This is a genomic window from Streptomyces sp. NPDC102514 (assembly GCF_055584525.1).
This window is the reverse complement of sequence record NZ_JBVJLW010000003.1, coordinates 482048-503428: the sequence shown is the minus strand read 5'-3', so window position 1 is coordinate 503428 and position 21381 is coordinate 482048. Positions and strand designations below refer to the sequence as shown.

The following is a 21381-nucleotide window of genomic DNA, read 5'->3' as shown; positions in this document are numbered from 1 at the left end:
AAATCCCTATGTCAGGTAGCCTGACATAGGGATTGGTCGCGTGACAATGCCCCGACCTAAGCTCGGATCCCCTGTGCGTCTTTCTTGAGGAACCCATGAAGTCCGACGGCACCCCCCTCCCGCAGTTGCTCCTCGACGCCCGCCGCTGGTTCGACGAGGCGCTGGTGGCGACGTTGGAGCAGGCGGGGATGGCGCCCATCTCTCCGACACAGGCGCACCTGTTCGCCGCGCTGGACGAGAAGGGCACCACGGTCTCCGAGCTGGCCCGGCGCATGGGGGTCACCCGCCAGACCGCGCATCAGGCCGTGCACAGCCTCATCGGCATGGGGCTTCTCGAACAGGTCCCTGATCCGTCGTCCGCCCGCCGACGGCTGATCCGCCGGACAGCCGAGGGCGCGGCGGCGCACCTCGAAGCCGTCTCCGTCCTGGCGGCGCTCGAAGGGGAACTCGCGCTGCGCATCGGCCGCGGCCCCGTCGACTCCCTGCGCGCCGCGCTGGAGGCGCCTCGGGGGGACCCGCCCACGCTGCGGATCCCGTCCGCGGGCGTACCGGATCCGGGAGGCGCGGCTCAGTAGTCGGTCACCGGGCCCCGCGAGCTGTGGTCCAGTGCGTGGACGGCCGCACGCCGTGCCGTCAGCCGGACCGCAGGTTCTCCAGGGTCGACCGGGTGTCGGACTTCACCCACCGCGAGACCTCGCCTATCTCGGGCGGTGTGGTCGTCTCGTAGGAGGTCGTGTAGACGTTCCAGCTCATCTGGTACGTCATCCAGCCGTCGCGCACCGCGAGAATCACCGCCCGGCTGCCGCCGACCCCCGAGCTGGTCGTGGTGTCCTCGGTCACCAGATAGGCCTCGTCACCGAAGCCGGACACCTTCGCCACCTCGTAGTCGTCGTACCGCTGGCCGTACTCGGACCACAGAGCGGTGAACTCGGCGGAAGGATCGGTCTTCTTGTGGAGATCCATCTGTACGGAGAGGTAGGCGTCCGAGTACGAGGAGGTCGAGGATTTCTTCAGGGAGATGCTGCAGTAGCTCTGGTCGATGGCCTTGTGCTTCAGCGCGTTGTGCGTGGGCGCGTTGTCCTCCTCGGTGTACTCGGTTCTGAGCGAGTCGTAGTCGACCGAGGAACAGAGATTGGCCCTGGCCCGGTATCCCGCCAGATCCGGGTCGCCGTCGAGCGGGCCGAGAAGGAAGAGCCCACCGGCCCACAGAGCCGAGGCGACGACCGCACCCACCGCCGCCCACAGCACCCCACGCCCCGCGGTGCCCCTGCCGCCGGGCGGCGGGGGAGACCCGGGCGGTGGCCCGTACGGATACGGCTGGGCCGGGGGAAAGGAGGGAGGCGGCCCGTAGCCGTAGCTGTTCGCCGGCTGGGTGCTCTGGTACGGCACCATCACGGGCTCGGGTCTGGGTGGCGACGGTGGAGACGGTGGCGAGAACGGCGGGTGTTGCGCCTGCGTCTGAGCTGCCTGTGCCTGTGCCTGCTCCGGTGTCTGGGCCGGCGGTTGTGTCTGCGTCTCCGTCTGTGCCTGGGCCGCGGGTGCTGGTGCCGCTGCTGGTGCGAGCTGATCCGCCGGCGTGGCAGGGGAGCCGGACGGAGCGGTGGAGCCGGGCACCGTACTGGAGTCGGTCGCAGCCGTGGAGCCGGGTGGAGGCGACGCCTGCGGTTCGGGTTGCGCCGGGATGTCTTCGGGGCGGTTGTGCATCCTGTGCTCCTTCTCCGAAGGGCAGTTGTCCAGAAGCGACCTTCCCGCATCGGCCATCGCGTAGTCGTGGACCGGCCCGCACGGAATCCGCCGCACGGCTCGACGGCGCGCCCGCGGTCGCAGGGCCGTCCATCCGTCGGACATGCGCGCCTCACGCCTACCGCGTACCCGCCTCACGCCTGCCACGAGAGGCACGGGCATGAGGCGGGCACGAGGCAGGCCCGGCGGGTCCTAGCCGATGTCGAGGTCGAGATTCGTCACGTACCAGGAGTCTTCGATCCTGCCGGACTGAACCTTGATGTCCAGCTGGTCCGCCGTCACTCCGGTGGAGTGGGACAGGACGATCTTTTCGAGGGTCTGTCCGTCGACGGTGATCTTGTCGGCGGGGTACTCGACGGTGTCGCCAGTGGCCTCGGCCTTGGCGACCTCCACCTTCGGGTCCGCGGGGGGCGGCTCGGGTGTGAACGACTCACCGAGCTGCTCGACGGTCGCGTCGATCTGCTTCCGGTCGGGTGCGTCGTCGCCGCAGGTCTCCTCACTGCCGACCTTGGCGGGCGTCGAGCCCTTGGCCGGTTCCGCCATCACCAGGCAGGCCTCCTTGGGCTGCTGCTTGATGACCGCGGTGACCCACGCGGCGACAGCTCCCTCGGGGGTGGACTGGTCGGCGGCCGAGGCCGGTGACGATGCCGAGGCGTCCGAGTCCGGCTTCTTCTCGTCGGCCGCGGGCGAGGCGCTCGCGGTCGACTTCTTCTTCGAGTCGGAGTCCGAGTCGCTCGAACATCCGCCGAGAGCCACGACCACCGCCAGCGTCGCTCCCGCGATGGAGCCGATCCGTCTCGTCCTCTGATCCACTAACACCACTTCAACAGCCTTTCCTGTGAACGCACATGTGCCTCAGCGGCCCCACGAGTCATCTCTCGTCGCAGGACCGCCTCGACCATCAAGACGGCGCGCGGAGCCGAGCGGTTCTCTTTTGAACCGCTCGGTATCGGCGGGGCGCCGCTCAGGCGAACTGCCACAGGTGGTCGTCGGTGCCGTTGTCCTCGAATTGGACGACATGGGCGCTGTTCTGGGTGGACATGCCGTCCACGCCCAGAACCTTCCCGCTGTGCTTGTTGCGGATCAGGAACCAGCCGCTGCCCGCGTCGACGAACTGCCACAGGTGGTCGTCGGTGCCGTTGTCCTCGAACTGGACGACGTGCGCGCTGTTCTGCGTCGACATGAGGTCGACGCCCAGGACCTTCCCGCTGTGGCCGTTGCGGATCAGGGACCACCCGTCGCCCCGGCCCACGACCTGCCAGGCATGGTCCCCGGTGCCCGAGTTGTCGAACTGCACCACGTGGGCACTGTTCCCGGTGGACATGCCGTCCACGGCGAGCACCTTCCCGCTGTGCTTGTTACGGATCCGCCGGTACGGGGGCTCGGGCTGCCAGGGTGTGCCGTCGGGGGAGGCGGTCGGGAAGGACGCGATGCGGAGCCGGGCCGCGCCCATGGGGATCAGCGTGACCTGTTCCACCGCACCCGCGGACCGGGCCGGGCTCTGCTGCAGCGGAGCCACCACATGCTCGTCGTCGGCGATCCACTCGGGGACACGGCGTGCGTCGGCGGTGATCGAGACGGGAGTGGCCGACTGTGTGAACGGGTTGGCGGCGACCGGCCCCGAAGCGCGTTTCACCACCAGGCCCCCGCCGGGCACCAGTCCGTAGTTCCAGGGGGTCGTGGCATGGACCTCGTACTCGGGGAAGGTCGTGTCGCCGCCGTAGCGGACGTACCGTTCGCCGATGCGCAGGGCGTAGGTGAGCGGACCGTGGCTCACGCTCACCGAGTTCCGGTTTCCGGGCCAGGTGTGCACGGTCGTGCTCTGCGGCAGCCGCAGGGAGACCCGGTCGCCGTCGGCCCAGGTGCGGTCCACCCGTACGAAGGCCGGCCCGCTCTGTGCCGGCACGCTCTGCCCGTTGACCTGGAGCCGGGGCGCCGCGCACCAGCCGGGTATCCGCAGCAGCAGCGGGAAGCGGACGGAACGCGGTGTGGAGACGACGAAGTCGACCGTCTCGCCGAACGGGTAGTCGGTGGTCTCGGTGACGGTGACGGAGGTGCCCCCGGCCACCTCCGTCGTGACCTGGCAGGCCGCGTACATGGCCGCGGCGAGGCCGCCGTCCGGTGTGCCGAGCCAGAGCTCCTCGGCGAAGTAGGGCCATCCCATGCCGTAGTTGTGCGGGCAGCAGCGGTACTGGTCGATGCCGGGCTGGAAGGACTGCATGGCGAAGCCGTTCTGGAACTGGCCCTGCGTCTTGCGGGAGTTGTCCAGGTCGACGCTGTTGGCGCTGGTCACGTAGTGCACGCCCTTGCCGTCCGGGTCCAGGGACGCGGGCAGCAGGTTGAAGGCCAGTTCCTCGCACCGGTCGGCCCAGAGGGGATCGCCGGTGACGCGCGTGAGCAGTTCGTGGCTGGCCATGAACTCGACGACACCGCAGGTCTCGAAGCCCTGCCGCGGATCCCCGAAACCGGGCCGGATGTTCTCGTCACCCGCGAAGCCCCCACCGGCGAACTGGCCGTGCGCCGCGAGGAGTTCCGTGTACGTGCGATAGCTGGCGCGGGTGTGCTCCGCCGAGCCGGAGCGCTGTGCGTACTGGGCCGGTTCGCGGAAGCCCTGCGCGATGTTGACGTTGTGGGCGTTCGGCAGCGCACCGGTCCAGTCGGCACCCCACGTGTGCATCTTGTCGACCAGGTCGAGGAGGAAGGGCTCGGGCGTCCGCCGGTACAGCCACAGGGCGATGTCCATGCAGTCGCCCCACCGCTGCGACACCCAGCTGGTGTCGAAGGCGCCCTTGCCCTGCGTGTTCATGTACCGCAGGAACCGGCTGAGGAAGGGGACGACACGGGTGTCGCCGGTGAACTCCTCGAAGCTGCGCAGTGCTTGCAGGAGCGGGAGGAAGGGCCAGAAGTCGGGGCCGCCGTTGAGCGCGGTCCGCAGGGCGCGCGGCCCGAAGAAGCCGTCGCTCTGCTGGGTGGTGAGAATGGCGTCGATCCAGCGCCGCGCCCGGTCCAGCGCGGCGGTGTCACGGGTGGCGACGGCCAGCGGTACGTAACCGCGCAGCCAGTACGGCAGTTCCTCCCAGGCGCTGTTCTCGGGGTGGACCCAGCCGCTCGTGGCGAAGTCCAGGAAGTGGGACTTCTCGGTGAGACGGCCGCAGAGTCCGTCCAGCTGGAGCCGCAGCTGGCCGGCCAGCCAGCCGCGCGGGACGATGCTGCCGGGCTTGAGCCGGCGGAAGGTGTCGGCGGCCACCTCGGCGTCCACCTCGGCGGCCACCTCGGCGGAGGCGGCGGCCGAGGCCGCGGTCGCCCGGGGTGCGGCGGCTGCGACGGGTCCGGTGTTCATGAGGGGTGTGGCCGCACCGAGCGCGAGGGTGCCGGTGCGCAGCAGATGGCGTCTGTCGATCGGCATGTCACTGCTTCCTGTTGGGGGAGAGGAAGTGGCCGCCGACGGCTGCCGTGGAGGACGGTCGGGTGTCGGCCGTGAGCGGCGGAACAGAGGCTGTACAACGTTGGAAAGTAGGCTTGCGGCATCACAGCACGGCGTACGGCGGCTGTCCAGAGAAATGACAAGGACATGCCTGTCCTGTTGTGCCTGCAGGGCCGGGCGCGGCGGCGTATGGTTGATTCGCCTGTTCTGACGTGTGGACCCGCGGCCTCGGCAGCGTCCTGAATCTGCCGCCGGCCACCGCCATCCCCGGGAGAGCCCATGGGTACCCAGTTCGAGGCCACTGTCGACATCGACCGCCCGATCGACGAGGTCTTCGCCTTCCTCGCCGACGGCACCAACGATCCGAAGTTCAGCCCCCGAGTGCAGAAGATCGAGAAGCAGCCGGAAGGTCCGACGGCGGTCGGCACGTTCTTCCGCAGCACCGTGAAGGACGCCGGGATGACGACGGGCCGGGAGTTCGAGATCACCGAACTCGTCTCCCCGAGCAGGATCCGCTGGAGCGAGCGGTCCCGGAACCTGGTCACCGCGGCCGACGGCGGCTACGACCTGGAATCGACGCCGAGCGGCGGAACCCGCGTCCGTATCCTCAACGTGCTGGAGGGCCACGGCATCGGCAAGCTGCTGCTGCCTCTCGCGGGCGGCGCGGCGCGCAAGGACGCCCCTGCTTTCGGACAGCGCATCAAGGCGGCCGTGGAGTCCTCCTGAGACCCCGGGCCTCGTGCTGAGACCCCGGGCCTCGTGGGCACGCGCTCATAAATGCGGTGGAGCGCCGCCCACCCGGCTCGTTAAGGTCGCCCGATGAGCACTCGCACCTTCCGTATCACCGTTCGAGGCGTCTTCGACGGGCTCGGCGCCGATCAGCGGGCCGCCCTGCTGGCCGACGCCGCCGAGCACGACGTGCTGCGCGCGGCCTTCACCCCGGAAGGGCATCTGAGCTACGACATCACCGCACGGTCCGCCTTCACCTTCCGCTTCGTGGACACGGGCGAAGAGGAGGAGGACATCCTCGACGCGACCGAACGGGCCGAGACGGCGGCCGAGGCCTGGCTGACGGCGCGCGGATACGGCTTCAAGAACCTGCGGTCCACCGCCGAGGACCTCTCACAGGCCCCGCTGGGCAAGCGGCAGCGGCGCGAGGCGGCCCGGAAGTACACCTGAGCGCACCGCGGGTCGCGCGTTCAGCAGGGCTGTCTGCCCAGCGTGCGCGCGAGTTCCGTCGTGGCGTGCGCGATCTCCGTGTCGTCCTCGGACTCCAGCACGTCGAGCGCGTCCTGGTGGGCATGGACGGCTTCCCTCGCCGCACGCTCCCACGCGGCGGGGTTCTCGCGGTGGTTGAGCAGCTTCGGATAGGCGTCCGCGATGCTCTCCCACTGCCGGGTGTCGGCGATGTTCTTGAGCAGTTGCAGGATCCGTGCCCGGCACGTCACCTGGGGCAGCTGCGCGAGCTCCCAGAGGAAGGGGACCGTCGCGGCGGTCGCCTGCTCCACGACGAAGCCGTACTGGCAGACGCGTTCCCGCAGTTGCTTGAGCGCCGACGCCGCGGTTTCCTCGTCACCCCAGGCGACACTGCTGAGGAGCAGCGGGATGGCGGTCGCGCAGCCCGTGGAGTCCCGCATCTCGCTCCAGGAGATGTGGCCCATGGCGGTCAGTGGTGTGGTCGACGCCTTTCCTGTCCGGGCCAGTTCGTGCCCTCGCTGCCCGGTCATCTGCTGCTGCGGCGGAACGCTATGCATGGCGTAAGGCCTTTCCGGCGTGTCGAATCGATGGGAGGGCGAGGGCGGCGCATCCGTCCGGAGCGGGGGTCCGAAGGGACGTACCGCGCCCCGGTCGTTCACGGTTGTGTGCGACTCCCGATACGACTGCCCCGCCGGCCATCAGAGGCGGTCGCGCCGGAAGCCCGGTGAACCTGCCCAGGTCTTTCGCCGGCGCTGCGGTCGGCCGCAGCGGCGAGGACTCCGGACGCGCAGGTGACAACACGTCATCTCCCTGAAGTGACGTCAGAACGCAATGTCCTGGCTGGGGTTGTCGGCGCTGCAGTTATTATCCACACTGAACACGGTCGCGTGCAATTGCACGCGAAATTGCGTGAAGTTTGGCCGAAGACGCTTGGTCGAGGGCCACCGGGCCGACGGCTCGATTCGGTGCAGGGCGAACAACGGTGACAGCAAGGAGATGCGGTGCCACAGGTGGAGAACGGGATACGGGCCAGCTCGCTGGACGTCAGCTGGACCAAGAGCCGCCACAGCAATGCCGAGGGGAACTGCGTCGAGGTCGCCCGGATCGACGGGGGCATCGCCGTGCGCAACTCGCGTGATCCAGAAGGGCCCGCGCTCGTCTACACGTCCGCGGAGCTGGCGGCTTTCCTGGCGGGAGCCAAGGACGGCGAGTTCGACCATCTGCTGTGAGCCGCCGGACACCGGCCCAACTCCCCGCCCGATGAAGGGGGATGGGATGCCGGGCGGTCCGGTGCGATACTGTTGCCGTCCTTGTGCCGGATTGCGGGGGAGTCGAAGATGGTCGCCGAGTCGCCGCGCGTCGCACGGCTCGAATCCTATCTGGAGCGTTCCGAGCCGGCTCCGACCCTGCTGAAGATGCTGGTCGGCGTCCAGCTCTCGGGATTCCGGGAGGACGCCGGCCTCGCTCAGGACCAGGCCGCGCGCTCCCTGGGCTTCAGCGGGGCCAAGCTCTCACGCATCGAGTCGGGCAAGGGCCGCAAGCCACCGACCGAGACCGATGTACGCGCTCTGCTACGGCTGTACGGCACCGACGAGTACGAAGCCTCGGTGCTCCTCAAACTGTTGCACCGGGCCGGCGAACCGGGCTGGTGGCAGCGGTACGACAAGCGCCTCATGCCCGAGTGGTTCGAGCGGCTGGTCGGCCTCCAGGAAGCGGCCGCCGCCATCCGGACCTTCGAGATCCAGTACGTGCCCGGCCTGCTGCAGATGCCGGCGTACACCCGGGCCGTGGTGGAACGGGGCCTGCCGAACGCGCCGGCCGCCGAGGTGCACCGCAGGGTCGAACTGCGCATGCGCCGAGCCCAGTTGCTGCACCGCGAGGACGCCCCGCAGCTGTGGGCCATCATCGACGAGTCCGTGCTGCTGCGTGTCCTGGGCAGCCGGGAGGCCATGCGTGAGCAGCTCTCCCATCTCATCGACATGTCCCAACGGCCCCATGTGGTCCTGCAGATCGTGCCCCTGGACGTCACGAACGCCTCGGCGCCCGCCATACCGATCACCTATCTGCGGTTCGGCGGACTCGACCTGCCGGACGTCGTCTACCTGGAACACATCAGAAGCGCACACTTCCTTGAGGACCGCGACGAGACCGAGGAATACCGGCTCACGCTCGACCGGCTGGCCGACGAGGCCCTGACGCCACGCGCCTCCCTGGACATGCTGCGGACCACGATGGAGCAGCGCTACGGGCCGCAGTGACCCGCGCGCGGCGGACGGGAAGGGCCGAAAGTCGGACAGGCCCTAGGGAAGCCGGGCCAGACCGCCGAACTCGATCCATTCCTGGGAGAGTTGCCGGGTCTGCACCTCGCTGTCGGGGCGCCACGTGGAGACCTCCACCAGCCCCGGATCCAGGATCTCCATGCCGTCGAACAGCGCCGCCACGTCCTTCTCCTGGCGTACGCGCCCCCAGTGCCCCTGCGTCGCCTGGTCCATGAAGCCGGTGACGAAGTCCCGGACCTCGGCGTCCTCGCTGACCAGCTGGCAGATCACCATGAAACTGCCGGGCGCGAGTTGCTCGGTGACGCGCCCCACCACGGCCTGCGGGCCGTCGGTGTCACTGTCGGGGATGCAGTGGAACACCGAGTTGAACAGCGCGGCGACCGGCTGGGAGAAGTCGATCAGACGCCGGGTGTCGGGATGGGCGAATATCTCGTCGGTGTTCCGCATGTCCGCGTGGATGACCGCGGTGCGGTCGTTCTGCTCCAGCAGCGCCCGGCCGTGGACGAGCACCATGGGGTCGTTGTCGACATAGACCACGCGTGAGTCGGGGTCGATGCTCTGGGCGACCTGATGCACGTTGTCCTGGGTGGGGAGGCCGGATCCGTGGTCCAGGAACTGCCGGATTCCGTAGTCCGTCGCCAGTGTCCTGACCACCCGCTGCAGGAAACGCCGGTTGTTCAGGGCCAGTCGACGCGTGCTGGGCACGACCTTGTCGAGCTCCTCGCAGGCCGAGCGGTCCGCGGAGTAGTTGTCCTTGCCGCCCAGATAGTGGTCGTACATGCGAGCAGCCGTCGGAACAGTGGCGTCGATCTTCTTGGACAGCGGCCTGTCGGTGTTCATGGTTCCCCCGGCTCGATCGGCACCAGCTGTATCCGTAACAGGAACTACATCTTAGGGAGTTGACGTTTGCCGCGGCCAGCCTGTCGCCGGATCAGGCCTTCGGATGAACGAGTCGGTCATGTGTCCGACGGCCACGGCTCCGGACCTCCGCGCGCCCTCGCCGCATGACAGATGTCACCGGTCCGAGGGCCGTTCCCACTGTCGGCGATGGGCATTCGGCACTGCTGCCCACCCCCTCGTCCGCTCCAGGGTGGAGCCCATGGACACGGTCGGCACGGCCAGGACCGCCGAGTTGTCGGCGCGGGGGCGGCTCGCCCTCCGACGCGGCGCCGGTGCGGCGATCCGGCCGCCCCACGGCCTCCTCGACGACACCGCGCGACCGTACTCGCCGGCTGCCGCGGCCACGCAGTTCCTGCTCCTGCTGGCCCGGCAGCTGCACGGACTCGGCCCGCTCGACACCGCCCGGCTGGCCGGCCGCACGCTGGAGGTGCTGACCGCGGCGCTGGCCGACGCGCTGGACGACCGGAACACCGTGCCGCCCACCGGCGGACCGCCGGCGCTGTCGGCCCGGATCCACGCCTTCGTCCAAGAGAACCTGGGTGATCCGGGACTGACCCCTGACACGATCGCCGCGGCGCACCACATCTCGCTGCGCTACCTGCACAAGCTGTTCCACGCCGAGGGGCACACCGTCGCCGCCTGGATCCGCGAACGCCGCCTGGAACAGTGCCGGCGCGATCTCGCCGACCCCGCCCTGTCCGATCGCCCGATCCGCGCGATCGCGGCCCGATGGGGTTTCACCAGCCCGGCACATTTCAGCCAGGCCTTCCGCAGCGCACACGGCCTCTCGCCACGCCAGTTCCGCCACCGGAGCACCATGGCATTCGGGGATCAGGCCGCCGCCACGCTCGTGGTCAACGCCTCACGCAGCCAGGAGTCCGCCCCGCCGAGGGTCGGATCGGGCGTCAACTCCGCCGCCAGCTGCCAGTAGCGGGCCATCACCGGGTGATCCGCCGCGGCGAGACGGACCGTGAGGGCGCGACGGAAGGCGGGGCTGTCCCCGGTTCCGGCGTCGCGGGCGTGGGCGGCGACGTAACAGTCCAGTGCCTCACCCGGGCCCGGGGCGCGGTCGGCCCGCAGGGCGGCTACCACCAGCAGGTACGCCTCGTGCAGACCGTCGTAGAGCAGGTCCGGGTGGGCGGCGGTGGCGGGCCGGTGGGACACGAGGCAGTGGTCGGTGGCGGCCGTCGCCAGGGCGTGGAGGCGGGCGAAGGCGAGGACCTCGTCCGGAGTCGGGTCGGCCGAGGGCTGGGGGACGGCCGCGTCGGTGACGGCGCCGCGCAGCCGGGCGGAGAGGCGGACGGGCAGCACCCGGCGCCAGTAGTGCGCGAGGGCGGAGGTGCTGGGCGGGACACTGACCGCCCCGATCAGCTCAAGGCGCTCCGCGAGCCGCTCCGGGTCGCCGTCGTGCACCGCGCGCAGCGCTGCCTCGCGCCAGCGCAGGGCGGCGAGTTCACTGCCGAGGTCGGCCAACCGGCGTGCGACCACGGCCTCCAGGGTGTCGCCGCGGTCGAGGACCCGCCCGATCTCCGGGACGGGCACGCCGAGCGAGCGCAGCGCGCGGATCATGCGCAGTCGCTCCGGCGCCCCGGGACCGTAACGCCGGTGGCCGCCGCTGCTGCGCGCGGCTTCGGGCAGCAGGCCCCGGTCGGAGTAGAAGCGGACGGTCTTGACGGTGGTCCGCGCCTGCGCGGCGAGCTCGCCGATGCTCAGGGTGGCGTTGCTGCCGCTCATGCCGTCCATGGCGCTCGTGACGTCGGGTGGCACGGGTTGAACCTCCCTCAGGGGGAGTTCCTAGGTTAGCCAGGGCGGTGGCCGGCCAGGACGGTCGGCCGTCACGAACCCACCCCCTGGAGGTATCGATGTCCGTGTTCATCCTGGTCTCGGGGCCGTTCACCGACGGACGGATCTGGAGCGAAGTCGTCGGGCGGCTGCGGGAGTCGGGCGCACAGGCGCACCCGGTGACGCTGAGCAGGCAGCCCGAGGCCGATCTGGAGACGCATGTCGACGACGTGGTCCGGCTGATCGATTCCCTCGATCTGCCCGATCCCCTCGACGAGGCGGGGGAGGTGGTGCTGGTCGGCCACGACTACGCCGTCCACCCCGTCCTGGGCGCGGCGGACCGCCGCCCGGAGCGCGTCGCGCGGGTCGTGCACCTGGACGCCGGGATGCCGCAGGACGGCGACACGGCACTGGCCCTGGTGCCCGATCCGTCGGTGCACGAACTGCTGCGCGCGAAGGGCGGCCCCGGGCCCGTACCGCCTCCGGAGCCGACGCAATGGCAGCGCTGGGGCAGCACGGAGGGCCTGTCGGCGCGGCACCTGGAGCTGCTGAGCCGGCTGGCCGCCCCGCAGCCACCGCGCACGCTGACCCAGCCGCTGCGGCTGACCGGCGCCGCCGCGGCCCTGCCCACCACCGGCATCCTGTGCACGGCGGGCGGCACGACCGTGGAACTCGTCGAGGCGCTGGTACGCACCGGCCCGCCGCATCTTCGGAAGCTCGCCGATCCGCGGGTGGGCTTCTTCGAACTGGCCACCGGGCACTGGCCGATGCTCTCCTGCCCGGACGAACTGGCGGGAGTGCTGCTCCGCGCGGCGGCCGACGAAGGGCGCCGGCTGACCGTACCCGAGGAGGAGTCCTCGTACGCCCGGCCCTTTCCGCTCGACGCTCCGGAGTGCCCGCGGGTGCGCAAGGGGCGGGTGGATCTGCACCTGCCGGAGACGGACGTGGAAACGGGAGAAGCGCGAGGTCCCTGGCCGGCGGTGCTGTTCGTGCACGGCGGGCCCGTGCCCGCGGACCTCGTCCCGGCGCCGCGCGACTCGCCGTTCTACCTCGGCTACGCCCGCTACACGGCGAGCCTCGGCGCGGTGGGTGCCGTCGTGGAGCACCGGCTGCACGGCATCACCGACTACGCGCGCGCGGCGGACGACGTGGCGGCGGCCGTCGACCTGCTGCGGGCCGACCCCCGGGTCGACGGTCGGCGCATCGCCCTGTGGATCTTCTCCGGTGCCGGGCTGCTCGCCGCGGACTGGATCACCGCGCCGCCGCCGTGGCTGCGCTGCCTCGCCCTCACCTACCCGATCCTGGCCCCGCTGCCTGGCTGGGGCGCGGTCGGCCCGCGCTTCGACCCGGTCGGCGCGCTCCGCACCGCCAACGGGACGCCGCCGCCCGTCGTCCTCACCCGGGCGGGCCTGGAGACGCCGCAGATCGCCGCCACGGTGCGGGAGTTCATGACAGCGGCGAAGGAGACGAAGGCCCCGGTCGAGATCATCGACGTCCCGCACGGCCGCCACGGCTTCGAGACCGACGAACCGACGGACGCAACACGCGAGGCCGTGGCCGCGGCGGTGCGCACGGTGCTCGCGCGGCTGGCCCGGCCGTCGTGACGCGTCCCACGGTTCAGGGGCGGGGCCGGGTGGCGGTGTCGAGGTAGAAGGCGTCGATGCTCTGGACGGCCCGCTCGAACTCGTCGAGGTTGACGGGCTTCGTCACATAGGCGTTGGCGTGACTGCTGTACGCGCCCGTGACGTCGTCCGGAGCGGTGGACGTCGTCAGGACGACCACCGGGATCGACTGCAGGTCGTCATCGGTCTTGAGGACCTTCAGCAGGTCGCGGCCGTTCATCCGCGGCATGTTCAGGTCGAGCACGATGAGGTCGGGGCGCGGGGTGCCCGGCGTCCGCAGGTGCTCCAGCGCGGCGACCCCGTCGGTGACCTGGACCAGATTGCGGGCCCCGCGCTCGGAGAGGGCTTCTTCGATGAGCATGGCGTCGGCCATGTCGTCCTCGACGAGCAGGACGTCGAAGGGGCGGGCGGGGGTGGTCATTTTCGGATGCTCCGTGGGTTTCTCGTGGGAGTGGTGGAAGAGCCCCGGCCAGCGGCGCCGGGCGCCTTGACGGGTCATGCCGCAGGCCGCGCCGATCTGCGGGTATCCGGCACCCGCGCGTGCGGCGGCCACCGCCGCCTCCTGCTGGAGCCGTTCGGCGGCCTGCTTGAGGTGGTCCAGCACGTGGAGCAGGGTCAGAGCCTGTGCCGGATCGTCCGATGCCTGATGCGGCGGGGCTTCCACCAGCCGACGGGCGAGGCGCTGCGCGAGATCGCCGACCGTCGCGTCCGCGATGGTGGCTGTCTCCTGCGGAGTGATCCGCAGTGCGAAGTCCTTGCCTGGCATACCCGGCACTCTAGGTCCATGAGGAGCCCCGCGACAACAAGGGTTGTCGCCCTCTAAAGTGTGCTGGCCAAACAAGCAAGGCGACAGTCACAGCGAGGAGCCCACAGAATGACCGGCGATGAGAGGCAATCGCGTACGCGAGGGCTTTCCGCGTGGACGACCAGGCGGTGGCTTCGTGTAGGGGTGGCCGCGTCCCTGGTGGTTCTGGCCGTGCTCGGGGCGGCGGGCGCCTACGTCCTGGGGCGGACCGAGACGCTCAGCCGTGACCTCGTGGACGTGCGCTCTCCCGCGCTGACCGTCGCGATACGCCTGGAAGCGGCCGTGCTCAATCAGGAGACCGGAATCCGCGGCTACGGACTCACCGGCACGAAGGCCTTCATCACCCCCTACGAGCGGGGACTGACCGATCAGGCAGCGAGGGACAAGCAGCTCACCGACCTGCTTCAGGGCAGCCCCGCACGTCAGAAGGACCTGAGGACCGTGCAGGACGCCGTGACGAAGTGGCAGGAGGACGTGGCCCGTCCCATCGCCGCCGAGCCGCCCGGCTCGCCCTCGCCGCTGGCCACCGAACGGGCCGCTCAGGGCAAGGTCCTGTTCGACGACGTGCGTACCGCCCTCACCGACCAGCAGGAACGGCTGCGCGCGGACCGGGTGAAGGCCAGGGACGACCTGATGTCCACGATGGCCCTGCGGAACTGGGTGTTCAGCGCCATCGGGGTGCTCATCATCCTCCTCACGACATTGATCTTCGAGGGGCTGCGGCGCGGTATCACCAGGCCCCTGGAACAGCTCGGCGCGGACGCCCGTACCATCTCCGGCGGTGATTTCGACCACCCCATCACTCCCACCGGCCCCGCGGACCTTCGGCGCCTGAGCAGTGAGATCGACTTCATGCGCCGGCGGCTCGTCCGGGAACTGGCCGTCAGCGAGGAGACGCGGCTGCGGCTGGACGCGCAGACCGCGGACCTCCAGCGCTCCAACGCCGAGCTGGAACAGTTCGCGTACGTGGCCTCCCACGATCTGCAGGAACCGCTGCGCAAGGTCTCCAGCTTCACCCAGCTCCTCCAGCGGCGCTACGGAGGGCAGCTCGACAGCCGGGCCGACCAGTACATCGACTTCGCGGTCGACGGGGCGAACCGTATGCAGATCCTCATCAACGACCTGCTCGACTTCTCCCGGGTCGGGCGGCTGCACAACGCCCACCAGGGCGTCGACCTGGACGAGGTACTGGAACGAACCCTGTCCACGATGAGCGTCGGCATCGAGGAGGCCGGAGCGGTGATCACCCACGACCCGCTGCCGACCCTGGTCGCGGACCCCACCCAGCTCGGGATGCTCTGGCAGAACCTGATCGGCAACGCCGTCAAGTTCCGGCGCCCGGGCGAGACGCCGAAGATCCACGTCACGGCGGAGCGGGAAGGCGAGCTGTGGCGGTTCACCGTCACCGACAACGGCATCGGCATCGCACCGGAGTACGCCGACAAGATCTTCGTGATCTTCCAGCGGCTGCACACCAAGGACACCTACTCGGGCAGCGGGATCGGCCTCGCGATGTGCAAGAAGATCGTCGAGTTCCACGGCGGTACCATCTCCGTCGACCCGGCCCACCACGACGGCGCCCGCATCATCTTCACCCTCGCGCCCCGGCCGCCGGAGAGCCCCGGCGCGACTACCACGCCCGAGGCCGTCCGCGCGGAGGCGGAGCAGGCACGATGACCGGACCCACGACGGCCGCCCCGGGCGCGGCCTCCGACAAGCCGATGTACCGCATTCTCCTGATCGAGGACGACCCGGGCGACGCGCTGCTCGTCGAGGAACTCCTGTACGACACCGGGCTGGGGTTCGAGCTGACCATCCGGACCACGCTGGCCGAGGCCCGCGCCGAGCTGGCCGGCCGCCCGATCGACTGCATCTTCCTCGATCTGCACCTGCCCGACGTGTCGGGCATCGACGCGGTGACAGCCGTCCGCGGGTTCGCCCCGCACACCGCGGTGATCGTCCTGACCGGGCTGTCCGAGGACCGGGCGGGCACCGACGCCATGGCGGCCGGAGCACAGGACTATCTCGTCAAGGGAAAGGTCGAGGCCGACCTCCTGCAGAGGACGCTGCGCTACGCCGTCTACCGGAGCCAGACCGAACGCGCGAGCGCCGCGGCCCAGGCCGCACAGCTGCGGGCGGAGGAGAACGCCCGTCTGGAGCGCGGTCTGCTGCCGCAGCCGATCCTCGACACCTCCACGGTCAGGGTGACGTCCCGCTACTTGCCCGGCGCCACGATGGCCCTGCTCGGCGGGGACTTCCTCGATGTGGTCGAGGGGGACGACGGGCTGCTGCACGCCGTGGTCGGAGACGTCAGCGGGCACGGCCCCGACGCCGCCGCCCTCGGTGTCTGTCTGCGGATCGCCTGGCGTTCCCTCGTACTCGGCGGGCACCGAGGGGACGACCTGCTGCATCTGATGGAACGCATACTCATGGCCGAACGCGGCAGCCAGCAGCTGTTCGCGACCTGCACCCTGCTCACCCTCGACCAGGAGGCCGCCACCGCGACCCTCCACCTCGCGGGCCATCACGAACCCCTTCTCACCGCACCCGAGGGGACCTGGGAGGTGACCGCCGCGCACGGCATCGCGCTCGGCATCGTCCCCGGGGTCAACAGCTGGCCCTCCACGGTCGTGCCGCTTCCGGCCTCCGGCGCGCTGACCCTCTACACCGACGGCCTCACAGAAGGGCACAACGGGACGAAGGAGGAGCGGCTCGGCGTCGAAGGGCTGCTCGCGCTGATAGGAAAACTGCCGTCGGCGGACCCGGCCGCCCATGTCGACCTCCTCATCAAGGAGACCCATGCGCTGAACGCCGGCCGGCACTCCGACGACCTGGCCGTGCTCCGCCTCGACTGGGGTGGCCGGCCCACTCGTCCCTGAGACCCGACGGGGGCTCTTTTCCGCCCCGGGCACCCCGGTCCGGTGCGCGATTCACCCGGGCGGGTTGTTTGCACGGCGGGTGGGACCGGCCGGCGCATGAGCGCCGGCCGGCTGGGGAGAAACGGACTGCGCGCATTTGTCCCTGTTCCTCCATTGCAAGGAGCCGGACTGTGTCCGACGTCGTCTTCACCGCCGATTTCAGTTCGCGAAGGCAGTGGGTGGCCGGCCGCTCCTGGGCCTATCCCGAGGGCGGTCCCGTCAATCCGACCGACAACAAGCTGGACTACCTGGTCTCCGACCCGGCCTACTCCCGTACCGGCACGTTCCGTGCCACACGCCGCAAGGACGGCCTGTGGAGTGCGGGCCTGCTCACCACCGAGGGGAGCGAGGACGACTTCGAGGTGCGCGCCGGGGACGTGCTGGAGGCACGGGTGCGCCTGCCCGTCGAGGTGGGGGCCTGGCCGGCCATCTGGACCTGGCGGGACGGGGGCCAGGAGATCGACGTGTTCGAGTACCACCCCGACAACCCCGACCTGCTGGAGCTCTCCAACCACGTGCGCGGCGGCCAGCTCTATCACCACGACGAGGCCGTGCGCCCCGGCGGCCATGTCGACCTGCGGGTGGAGTTCGGCGCCCGCTCGGTGATCTGGTGGCTCAACGGCACACAGATCTTCGCCGACCGGCGCGGCGTGGGCAGGAACTGGCACGCCTACCTCATCGTCAACCTCTCCGTGTGCGCCGGGCGTTACCACCCGCGTCCCGCAGCCGGGACCAAGGAGATGTCGTACGCGGTGGAGCGTCTGATCGTGCGCCGCCCGACCGTGGTGCAGCCCCGGGCGGCCGAGGCGGAGGAGCGGGCGGACATGTGAGCGCGGGAGAGGGCGAGGGGCGGCGGCCCGGCGGCTGCCGTCCCTCGCGCGCGGTCGGCGGTCAGGGGGCCCAGGGTGCTTCGACGGCCCAGGTGGTGTCCTCGGTGAAGGAGCCGGGGTTGTCCCAGGTGTGGGAGCCGCCCGGGGTGGCCAGCCACAGCTCGGCGTTGTAGTGCCGCAGATACTGCTCGGGGAAGTTGGACGCGGACAGCCGCACGCCGCCGTTCGCGCCGTGCACGGCACAGAAGGTCGCGTCGGCGTTGAACAGGTCTCCGCTGCCCGACTCCTTGTAGACGCGGTACTCACGGTGACGCAGGTACTGGCCGGGGTAGTTGCGCGACTCGAAGGAGTAGCAGGCGCTGTTGGCGAGGCCCGGCACGACCTTCCAGGTGGCGTCGCTCTTGAGCAGGGCGGCGCTGTTCGCGTCGACCACGTCGGTGTAGGCGGCCCCGTCCCGGTGCCGCAGATAGCGGTTCGTGTAGCCGGACGTGGTCACCCGCAGGGACTTGTACTGGTTCGTGGGCAGGGTGACGGGCGAGGTCGTGGCCCGGGAGGCGTCGATGAGCGCGCGGTTGGCGGCCTGCACACGGGCCGCGTCCACCTTGACGACCTGCCGGTCGTAGGTGAGGAGGCCGTTCGCCTCGTTCTCCACGTCGGTGATCTCCGTGTAGACGGAGGCCGAGAGCCCGGCGGGCATCCGCACCTCGCGCAGCGCGTCGAGGAGCCCCACGAAACGGTTGTCGAGATGGGCCTGGTCCGCCTGGTCCTCGTAGCTGAAGCCGCCGCCCGGATACCACTCGTGACCGGCGACCTTGAACCCCAGGCCGCCGTACTCGCCGAGGACGGCGGCGCGGGTGGCACTGGGCACGGTCGTGCCGGGCCCGACGTAGACGTGATGGTCCAGGACGTCGCCGTTGCCGCCGTCGACCGCGCCGCAGCAGTTGATGCCGCTCATGTTGTTCACCAGCCGCGAGGGGTCGTACGCCTTCACATGGTCGGCGATACGGGCCTGGTCGTACTGCCCCCAGCCCTCGTTCTGGTCGACCCACATCACCAGCGACGGTGAGCTGCGGTGCTGGTCGATGATCCGGTCGTACTCGGCCTCCCACTGGGTGCGGGCGGCGCTGTCGGGGGTGCGGGTGTCCATCGCGGGCATGTCCTGCCAGACCAGCAGCCCCAGTTTGTCCGCCCAGTAGAACCAGCGCTGCGGCTCGACCTTGATGTGCTTGCGCACCATGTTGAAGCCGAGGTCCTTGTGCTTCTGCAGGTCGTACTTGAGGGCGTCGTCGGTCGGCGCGGTGTAGATGCCGTCCGGCCAGTAGCCCTGGTCGAGCGTGCCGGTCTGGAAGACGAACTTGCCGTTGAGGACGGGGCGCAGGACGCCGTCGACCCGTGCGACCCCCACGGAACGCATTCCGCTGTAGCCGCCCACGGAGTCGACGACGGTCGATCCGGAGAGCAGATCGGCCTTCACGTCGTACAGGAACGGGTCCTCGGGGGTCCACAGATGCGGATTCGGGATCGCCACGGTGATCGTGCTGCCGACCGCGCCGGTCGCGGTGCCCACCGTGGTCGAGCCGGAGGACACGGTCACCCGGGCGCTCTGCCCGGAGACACCGTCACCCCTGACGGTGACCTTGAGGGTGTTGTTCGTGAGGTCGGGCACCATGTCGAGGCGCGTGACGTGCGCCGCCGCCGTCGGCTCCAGCCACACCGTCTGCCAGATGCCGGAGGCCGCGGTGTAGAAGATGCCGCCCCCGGGGTGCGGCGCCACGTCGCTGATGCGCTGCTTGCCGACCGCCCCGATACCCGTCTGGCTGGGGTCCCAGACGGACACGACGATCGTGTTGGTGCCGCCGTTGAGCAGACCCGTGATGTCGTACGAGAAGGAGTCGTAGCCCCCGCTGTGCGTCCCGCCGGCCTGGCTGCCGTTGACCCAGACCGTCGTACGCCAGTCGCTGGCACCGAAGTTGAGCTGGACGCGGCGGCCGTTCCAGCCCGCCGGGACCGTGAAGGTGCGCTTGTACCAGAGCTTGTCGTTCTGGGTGATCCTGCGCTGGATCCCGGACAGCGCCGACTCGGCGACGAACGGCACCCGGATCTGCTCGGAGAACGACGCGGGCTGGCCCGCGTCCGCCGAGGTGACCGCGAAGTCCCAGATGCCGTTGAGATTGGCCCAGTCGGGACGGGTGAGCTGCGGGCGCGGGTACTCCGGCAGCGGATTGTCGACCGATACCCGGTTGGTCCACGGGGTGGTCATGGGGGAGGGCTTGGGTGTCCACGCGGCCGGTGCGGCCTGCACGGTGCCCGTGGCGGTCAGGGCGGCCGTGCAGACCAGCGCGAGGGTGGCGAGCACGGTGGTGATCCGCCTCGCCCGCTGTCTCAGCCGGACTGCCCAGGGGCGCGGGGCCGGGGTGGTGCTGCGCATCGTGACTCCTTGGGTGTCGGGGGGCAAGGACGTACACGTACGGAGAGAAGGCTGGCGGCTCGCCGTCCCAGCCTGTACAACGTTGGAAAGGGCGGTAGTTGGCATGACAGCACGACACCGAGGGTCTGTACAGGTACATGACAAGAACAGTTGAGGAGGGACGCGGCGACGGCCCCCGGACAGTCCTCGTCCAGGGGCCGGGTGACCCGCTCGGTACGAGCGGTCTTCTGCCTCAGCCCGGTACGGGCGGCCTGCTGCCTCAGTACGGCCGGTCGCCCGCGATGGCGACGCGTTCCGCCACGCGGCGGTGCGAGCCGTAGTCGTTCACCGCGTAGTGCTGGGTGGCGCGGTTGTCCCAGAAGGCGACGTCCCCGGCCTGCCAGCGGAAGCGCACCTGGTACTCCGGAACATGCGCCTGCTGTACGAGGTGGCGCAGCAGCCGGTCGCTCTCCTCGCGGGACAGGCCGGTGATACGGGTGGTGAAGGAGGTGTTGACGAACAGCAGCTTCCTGCCCGTCTCCGGATGCGTGCGGACCACCGGGTGCTCCACCGGCGGGAAGTCGTCCTGGAACGGGGCGAGCCGCTCGGGGCCGTAGAAGCGGGCGAAACCGGGGATGAAGTCGTGCACGGCGGTGGCACCGTCGATACGGTTCTTCACCTCCGGCGAGAGGTTGTCGTACGCGGCGGCCATGTCCGCCCACATGGTGTCTCCGCCGAAGGGCGGCACCTCGCGCAGCTGCAGCACGGCACCGAGCGCGGGCCGCTCCCGGAAGGTGACGTCCGCGTGCCACACGTTCTCGAAGGTCGGTGTGGCGCCGGCCCCCTTGTCGAAGCGCACCACGTCGGCGCTTGAGCCGCGGGCGAGCAGGGGATTGGTCTCCAGCTCACCCCAGTTGCGGGCGAAGCCGCTCTGCTGCTCGGACGTGAGGTGCTGGGCGCGGAAGAAGAGCACCTTCCACTCCAGCAGCGCCCGGTTCAGCTCCTCGCGCAGGGCGGGGTCCAACGGACGGGACAGGTCCAGGCCCCGGATCTCGGCCCCGATCGTGCTGCCCTGCGGTATCAGCTCGAACAGGTCGTAGGGGCGGTCGGGCACGCCCTCGGGCAGGCGCCGCAGGACACGGACGCCCTCGTAGACACCGCCCGTCGGCACGTGGGCTTCGCGCAGGGCCGGCGTGTCCGTCTGCGGAATGGTCACCGTCATGAAGATGCTCCTCGTTGCATGGCTCGATGGCCGTCGGCCGACAGCACGGGACGCGAGGAGGCGACCAGCACGACCTGACTGTGGCGCGGCGAGAGTGGTACGGCTCGGTTCGGCGGTGAAGCAGATAACCGGTTATCGACCGGAGCGTTCGCACCCGGTCCGATTCGGGGCGCGCAGAGGCCCCGTCATCGCGTCGCAACAGTGCCAGGTCATGCTGATCATTGTGGGAGGAGCCCTCCACGCTGTCAACGG

19 protein-coding genes are annotated in these 21381 nt (G+C 70.2%); 10 read left to right on the top strand and 9 right to left on the bottom strand.

What is annotated here, in order from left to right; translation table 11 throughout:
- Window positions 1-95: 95 nt before the first annotated feature.
- Window positions 96-575, top strand: a complete 480-nt coding sequence (locus ACZ60E_RS10385; RefSeq protein WP_469439366.1) for a MarR family winged helix-turn-helix transcriptional regulator — start codon at window positions 96-98, stop codon at window positions 573-575.
- Window positions 576-633: 58 nt separating this feature from the next.
- Here the strand turns inward: ACZ60E_RS10385 and ACZ60E_RS10380 are convergent, their stop codons facing one another.
- From ACZ60E_RS10380 to ACZ60E_RS10370, 3 genes are all read right to left on the bottom strand, one after another.
- On the bottom strand, window positions 634-1392 hold the full coding sequence (locus ACZ60E_RS10380) for a hypothetical protein (protein WP_469439666.1): 759 nt from the start codon (window positions 1390-1392) through the stop codon (window positions 634-636).
- A 543-nt stretch (window positions 1393-1935) separates the two neighbouring features.
- Complete coding sequence (locus ACZ60E_RS10375; RefSeq protein ID WP_469439364.1) at window positions 1936-2556, bottom strand: hypothetical protein; 621 nt, start codon at window positions 2554-2556, stop codon at window positions 1936-1938.
- Window positions 2557-2707: 151 nt separating this feature from the next.
- Window positions 2708-5149, bottom strand: a complete 2442-nt coding sequence (locus ACZ60E_RS10370; RefSeq protein WP_469439362.1) for an RICIN domain-containing protein — start codon at window positions 5147-5149, stop codon at window positions 2708-2710.
- A gap of 297 nt (window positions 5150-5446) precedes the next feature.
- Between ACZ60E_RS10370 and ACZ60E_RS10365 the strand changes: the two genes are divergently transcribed.
- Together ACZ60E_RS10365 and ACZ60E_RS10360 are read left to right on the top strand one after the other, a co-directional pair.
- Window positions 5447-5893 carry an SRPBCC family protein gene (locus tag ACZ60E_RS10365; RefSeq protein WP_469439361.1) on the top strand — a complete coding sequence of 149 codons (447 nt, stop codon included), beginning with the start codon at window positions 5447-5449 and terminating at the stop codon, window positions 5891-5893.
- Window positions 5894-5986: 93 nt separating this feature from the next.
- Complete coding sequence (locus ACZ60E_RS10360; protein ID WP_384804247.1) at window positions 5987-6346, top strand: DUF6204 family protein; 360 nt, start codon at window positions 5987-5989, stop codon at window positions 6344-6346.
- Between the two features lie 20 nt (window positions 6347-6366).
- Here the strand turns inward: ACZ60E_RS10360 and ACZ60E_RS10355 are convergent, their stop codons facing one another.
- Window positions 6367-6921, bottom strand: coding sequence for a hypothetical protein (locus ACZ60E_RS10355; protein WP_469439358.1), 555 nt, complete (start codon window positions 6919-6921; stop codon window positions 6367-6369).
- 444 nt (window positions 6922-7365) lie between these two features.
- On the opposite strand from ACZ60E_RS10355, the gene ACZ60E_RS10350 reads away from it, so the two are divergent.
- Both ACZ60E_RS10350 and ACZ60E_RS10345 read left to right on the top strand, forming a co-directional pair.
- Window positions 7366-7593, top strand: a complete 228-nt coding sequence (locus tag ACZ60E_RS10350; RefSeq protein ID WP_107017185.1) for a DUF397 domain-containing protein — start codon at window positions 7366-7368, stop codon at window positions 7591-7593.
- Between the two features lie 108 nt (window positions 7594-7701).
- Entirely contained in the window at window positions 7702-8622 is a 921-nt protein-coding gene (locus ACZ60E_RS10345; RefSeq protein ID WP_453790880.1) for a helix-turn-helix domain-containing protein, read from the top strand.
- 42 nt (window positions 8623-8664) lie between these two features.
- On the opposite strand, the gene ACZ60E_RS10340 is transcribed toward ACZ60E_RS10345, so the two are convergent.
- Window positions 8665-9483, bottom strand: a complete 819-nt coding sequence (locus ACZ60E_RS10340) for an SAM-dependent methyltransferase (RefSeq protein WP_469439356.1) — start codon at window positions 9481-9483, stop codon at window positions 8665-8667.
- Window positions 9484-9742: 259 nt separating this feature from the next.
- On the opposite strand from ACZ60E_RS10340, the gene ACZ60E_RS10335 reads away from it, so the two are divergent.
- Window positions 9743-10474 (top strand): helix-turn-helix domain-containing protein, encoded by a 732-nt coding sequence (locus ACZ60E_RS10335; protein WP_469439355.1) that lies wholly within the window; start codon window positions 9743-9745, stop codon window positions 10472-10474.
- Here the strand turns inward: ACZ60E_RS10335 and ACZ60E_RS10330 are convergent.
- Window positions 10375-11310, bottom strand: coding sequence for a MerR family transcriptional regulator (locus tag ACZ60E_RS10330; RefSeq protein WP_469439354.1), 936 nt, complete (start codon window positions 11308-11310; stop codon window positions 10375-10377). The genes ACZ60E_RS10335 and ACZ60E_RS10330 overlap by 100 nt on opposite strands.
- Before the next feature lie 95 nt (window positions 11311-11405).
- Between ACZ60E_RS10330 and ACZ60E_RS10325 the strand changes: the two genes are divergently transcribed.
- Window positions 11406-12929: an alpha/beta hydrolase gene (locus ACZ60E_RS10325; RefSeq protein WP_469439352.1), complete on the top strand. Its 1524-nt coding sequence runs from the start codon at window positions 11406-11408 to the stop codon at window positions 12927-12929.
- A gap of 13 nt (window positions 12930-12942) precedes the next feature.
- On the opposite strand, the gene ACZ60E_RS10320 is transcribed toward ACZ60E_RS10325, so the two are convergent.
- Entirely contained in the window at window positions 12943-13713 is a 771-nt protein-coding gene (locus ACZ60E_RS10320; RefSeq protein WP_469439351.1) for a response regulator, read from the bottom strand.
- 108 nt (window positions 13714-13821) lie between these two features.
- Between ACZ60E_RS10320 and ACZ60E_RS10315 the strand changes: the two genes are divergently transcribed.
- The 3 genes from ACZ60E_RS10315 to ACZ60E_RS10305 all read left to right on the top strand — a co-directional run bounded on the left by ACZ60E_RS10315 (window position 13822) and on the right by ACZ60E_RS10305 (window position 17500).
- Window positions 13822-15429, top strand: coding sequence for a sensor histidine kinase (locus ACZ60E_RS10315; protein WP_469439349.1), 1608 nt, complete (start codon window positions 13822-13824; stop codon window positions 15427-15429).
- A complete protein-coding gene (locus ACZ60E_RS10310) occupies window positions 15426-16631 on the top strand; it encodes a PP2C family protein-serine/threonine phosphatase (RefSeq protein ID WP_469439348.1) in 1206 nt (401 codons plus the stop codon). Before ACZ60E_RS10315 ends, ACZ60E_RS10310 begins: the two co-directional genes overlap by 4 nt.
- 170 nt (window positions 16632-16801) lie before the next feature.
- Window positions 16802-17500 carry a LamG domain-containing protein gene (locus tag ACZ60E_RS10305; RefSeq protein WP_384804226.1) on the top strand — a complete coding sequence of 233 codons (699 nt, stop codon included), beginning with the start codon at window positions 16802-16804 and terminating at the stop codon, window positions 17498-17500.
- Between the two features lie 61 nt (window positions 17501-17561).
- Here the strand turns inward: ACZ60E_RS10305 and ACZ60E_RS10300 are convergent, their stop codons facing one another.
- Window positions 17562-19928, bottom strand: a complete 2367-nt coding sequence (locus ACZ60E_RS10300; RefSeq protein WP_469439346.1) for an AbfB domain-containing protein — start codon at window positions 19926-19928, stop codon at window positions 17562-17564.
- 259 nt (window positions 19929-20187) lie between these two features.
- Window positions 20188-21129 carry a TauD/TfdA dioxygenase family protein gene (locus ACZ60E_RS10295; RefSeq protein WP_469439345.1) on the bottom strand — a complete coding sequence of 314 codons (942 nt, stop codon included), beginning with the start codon at window positions 21127-21129 and terminating at the stop codon, window positions 20188-20190.
- Between the last annotated feature and the right edge of the window lie 252 nt (window positions 21130-21381).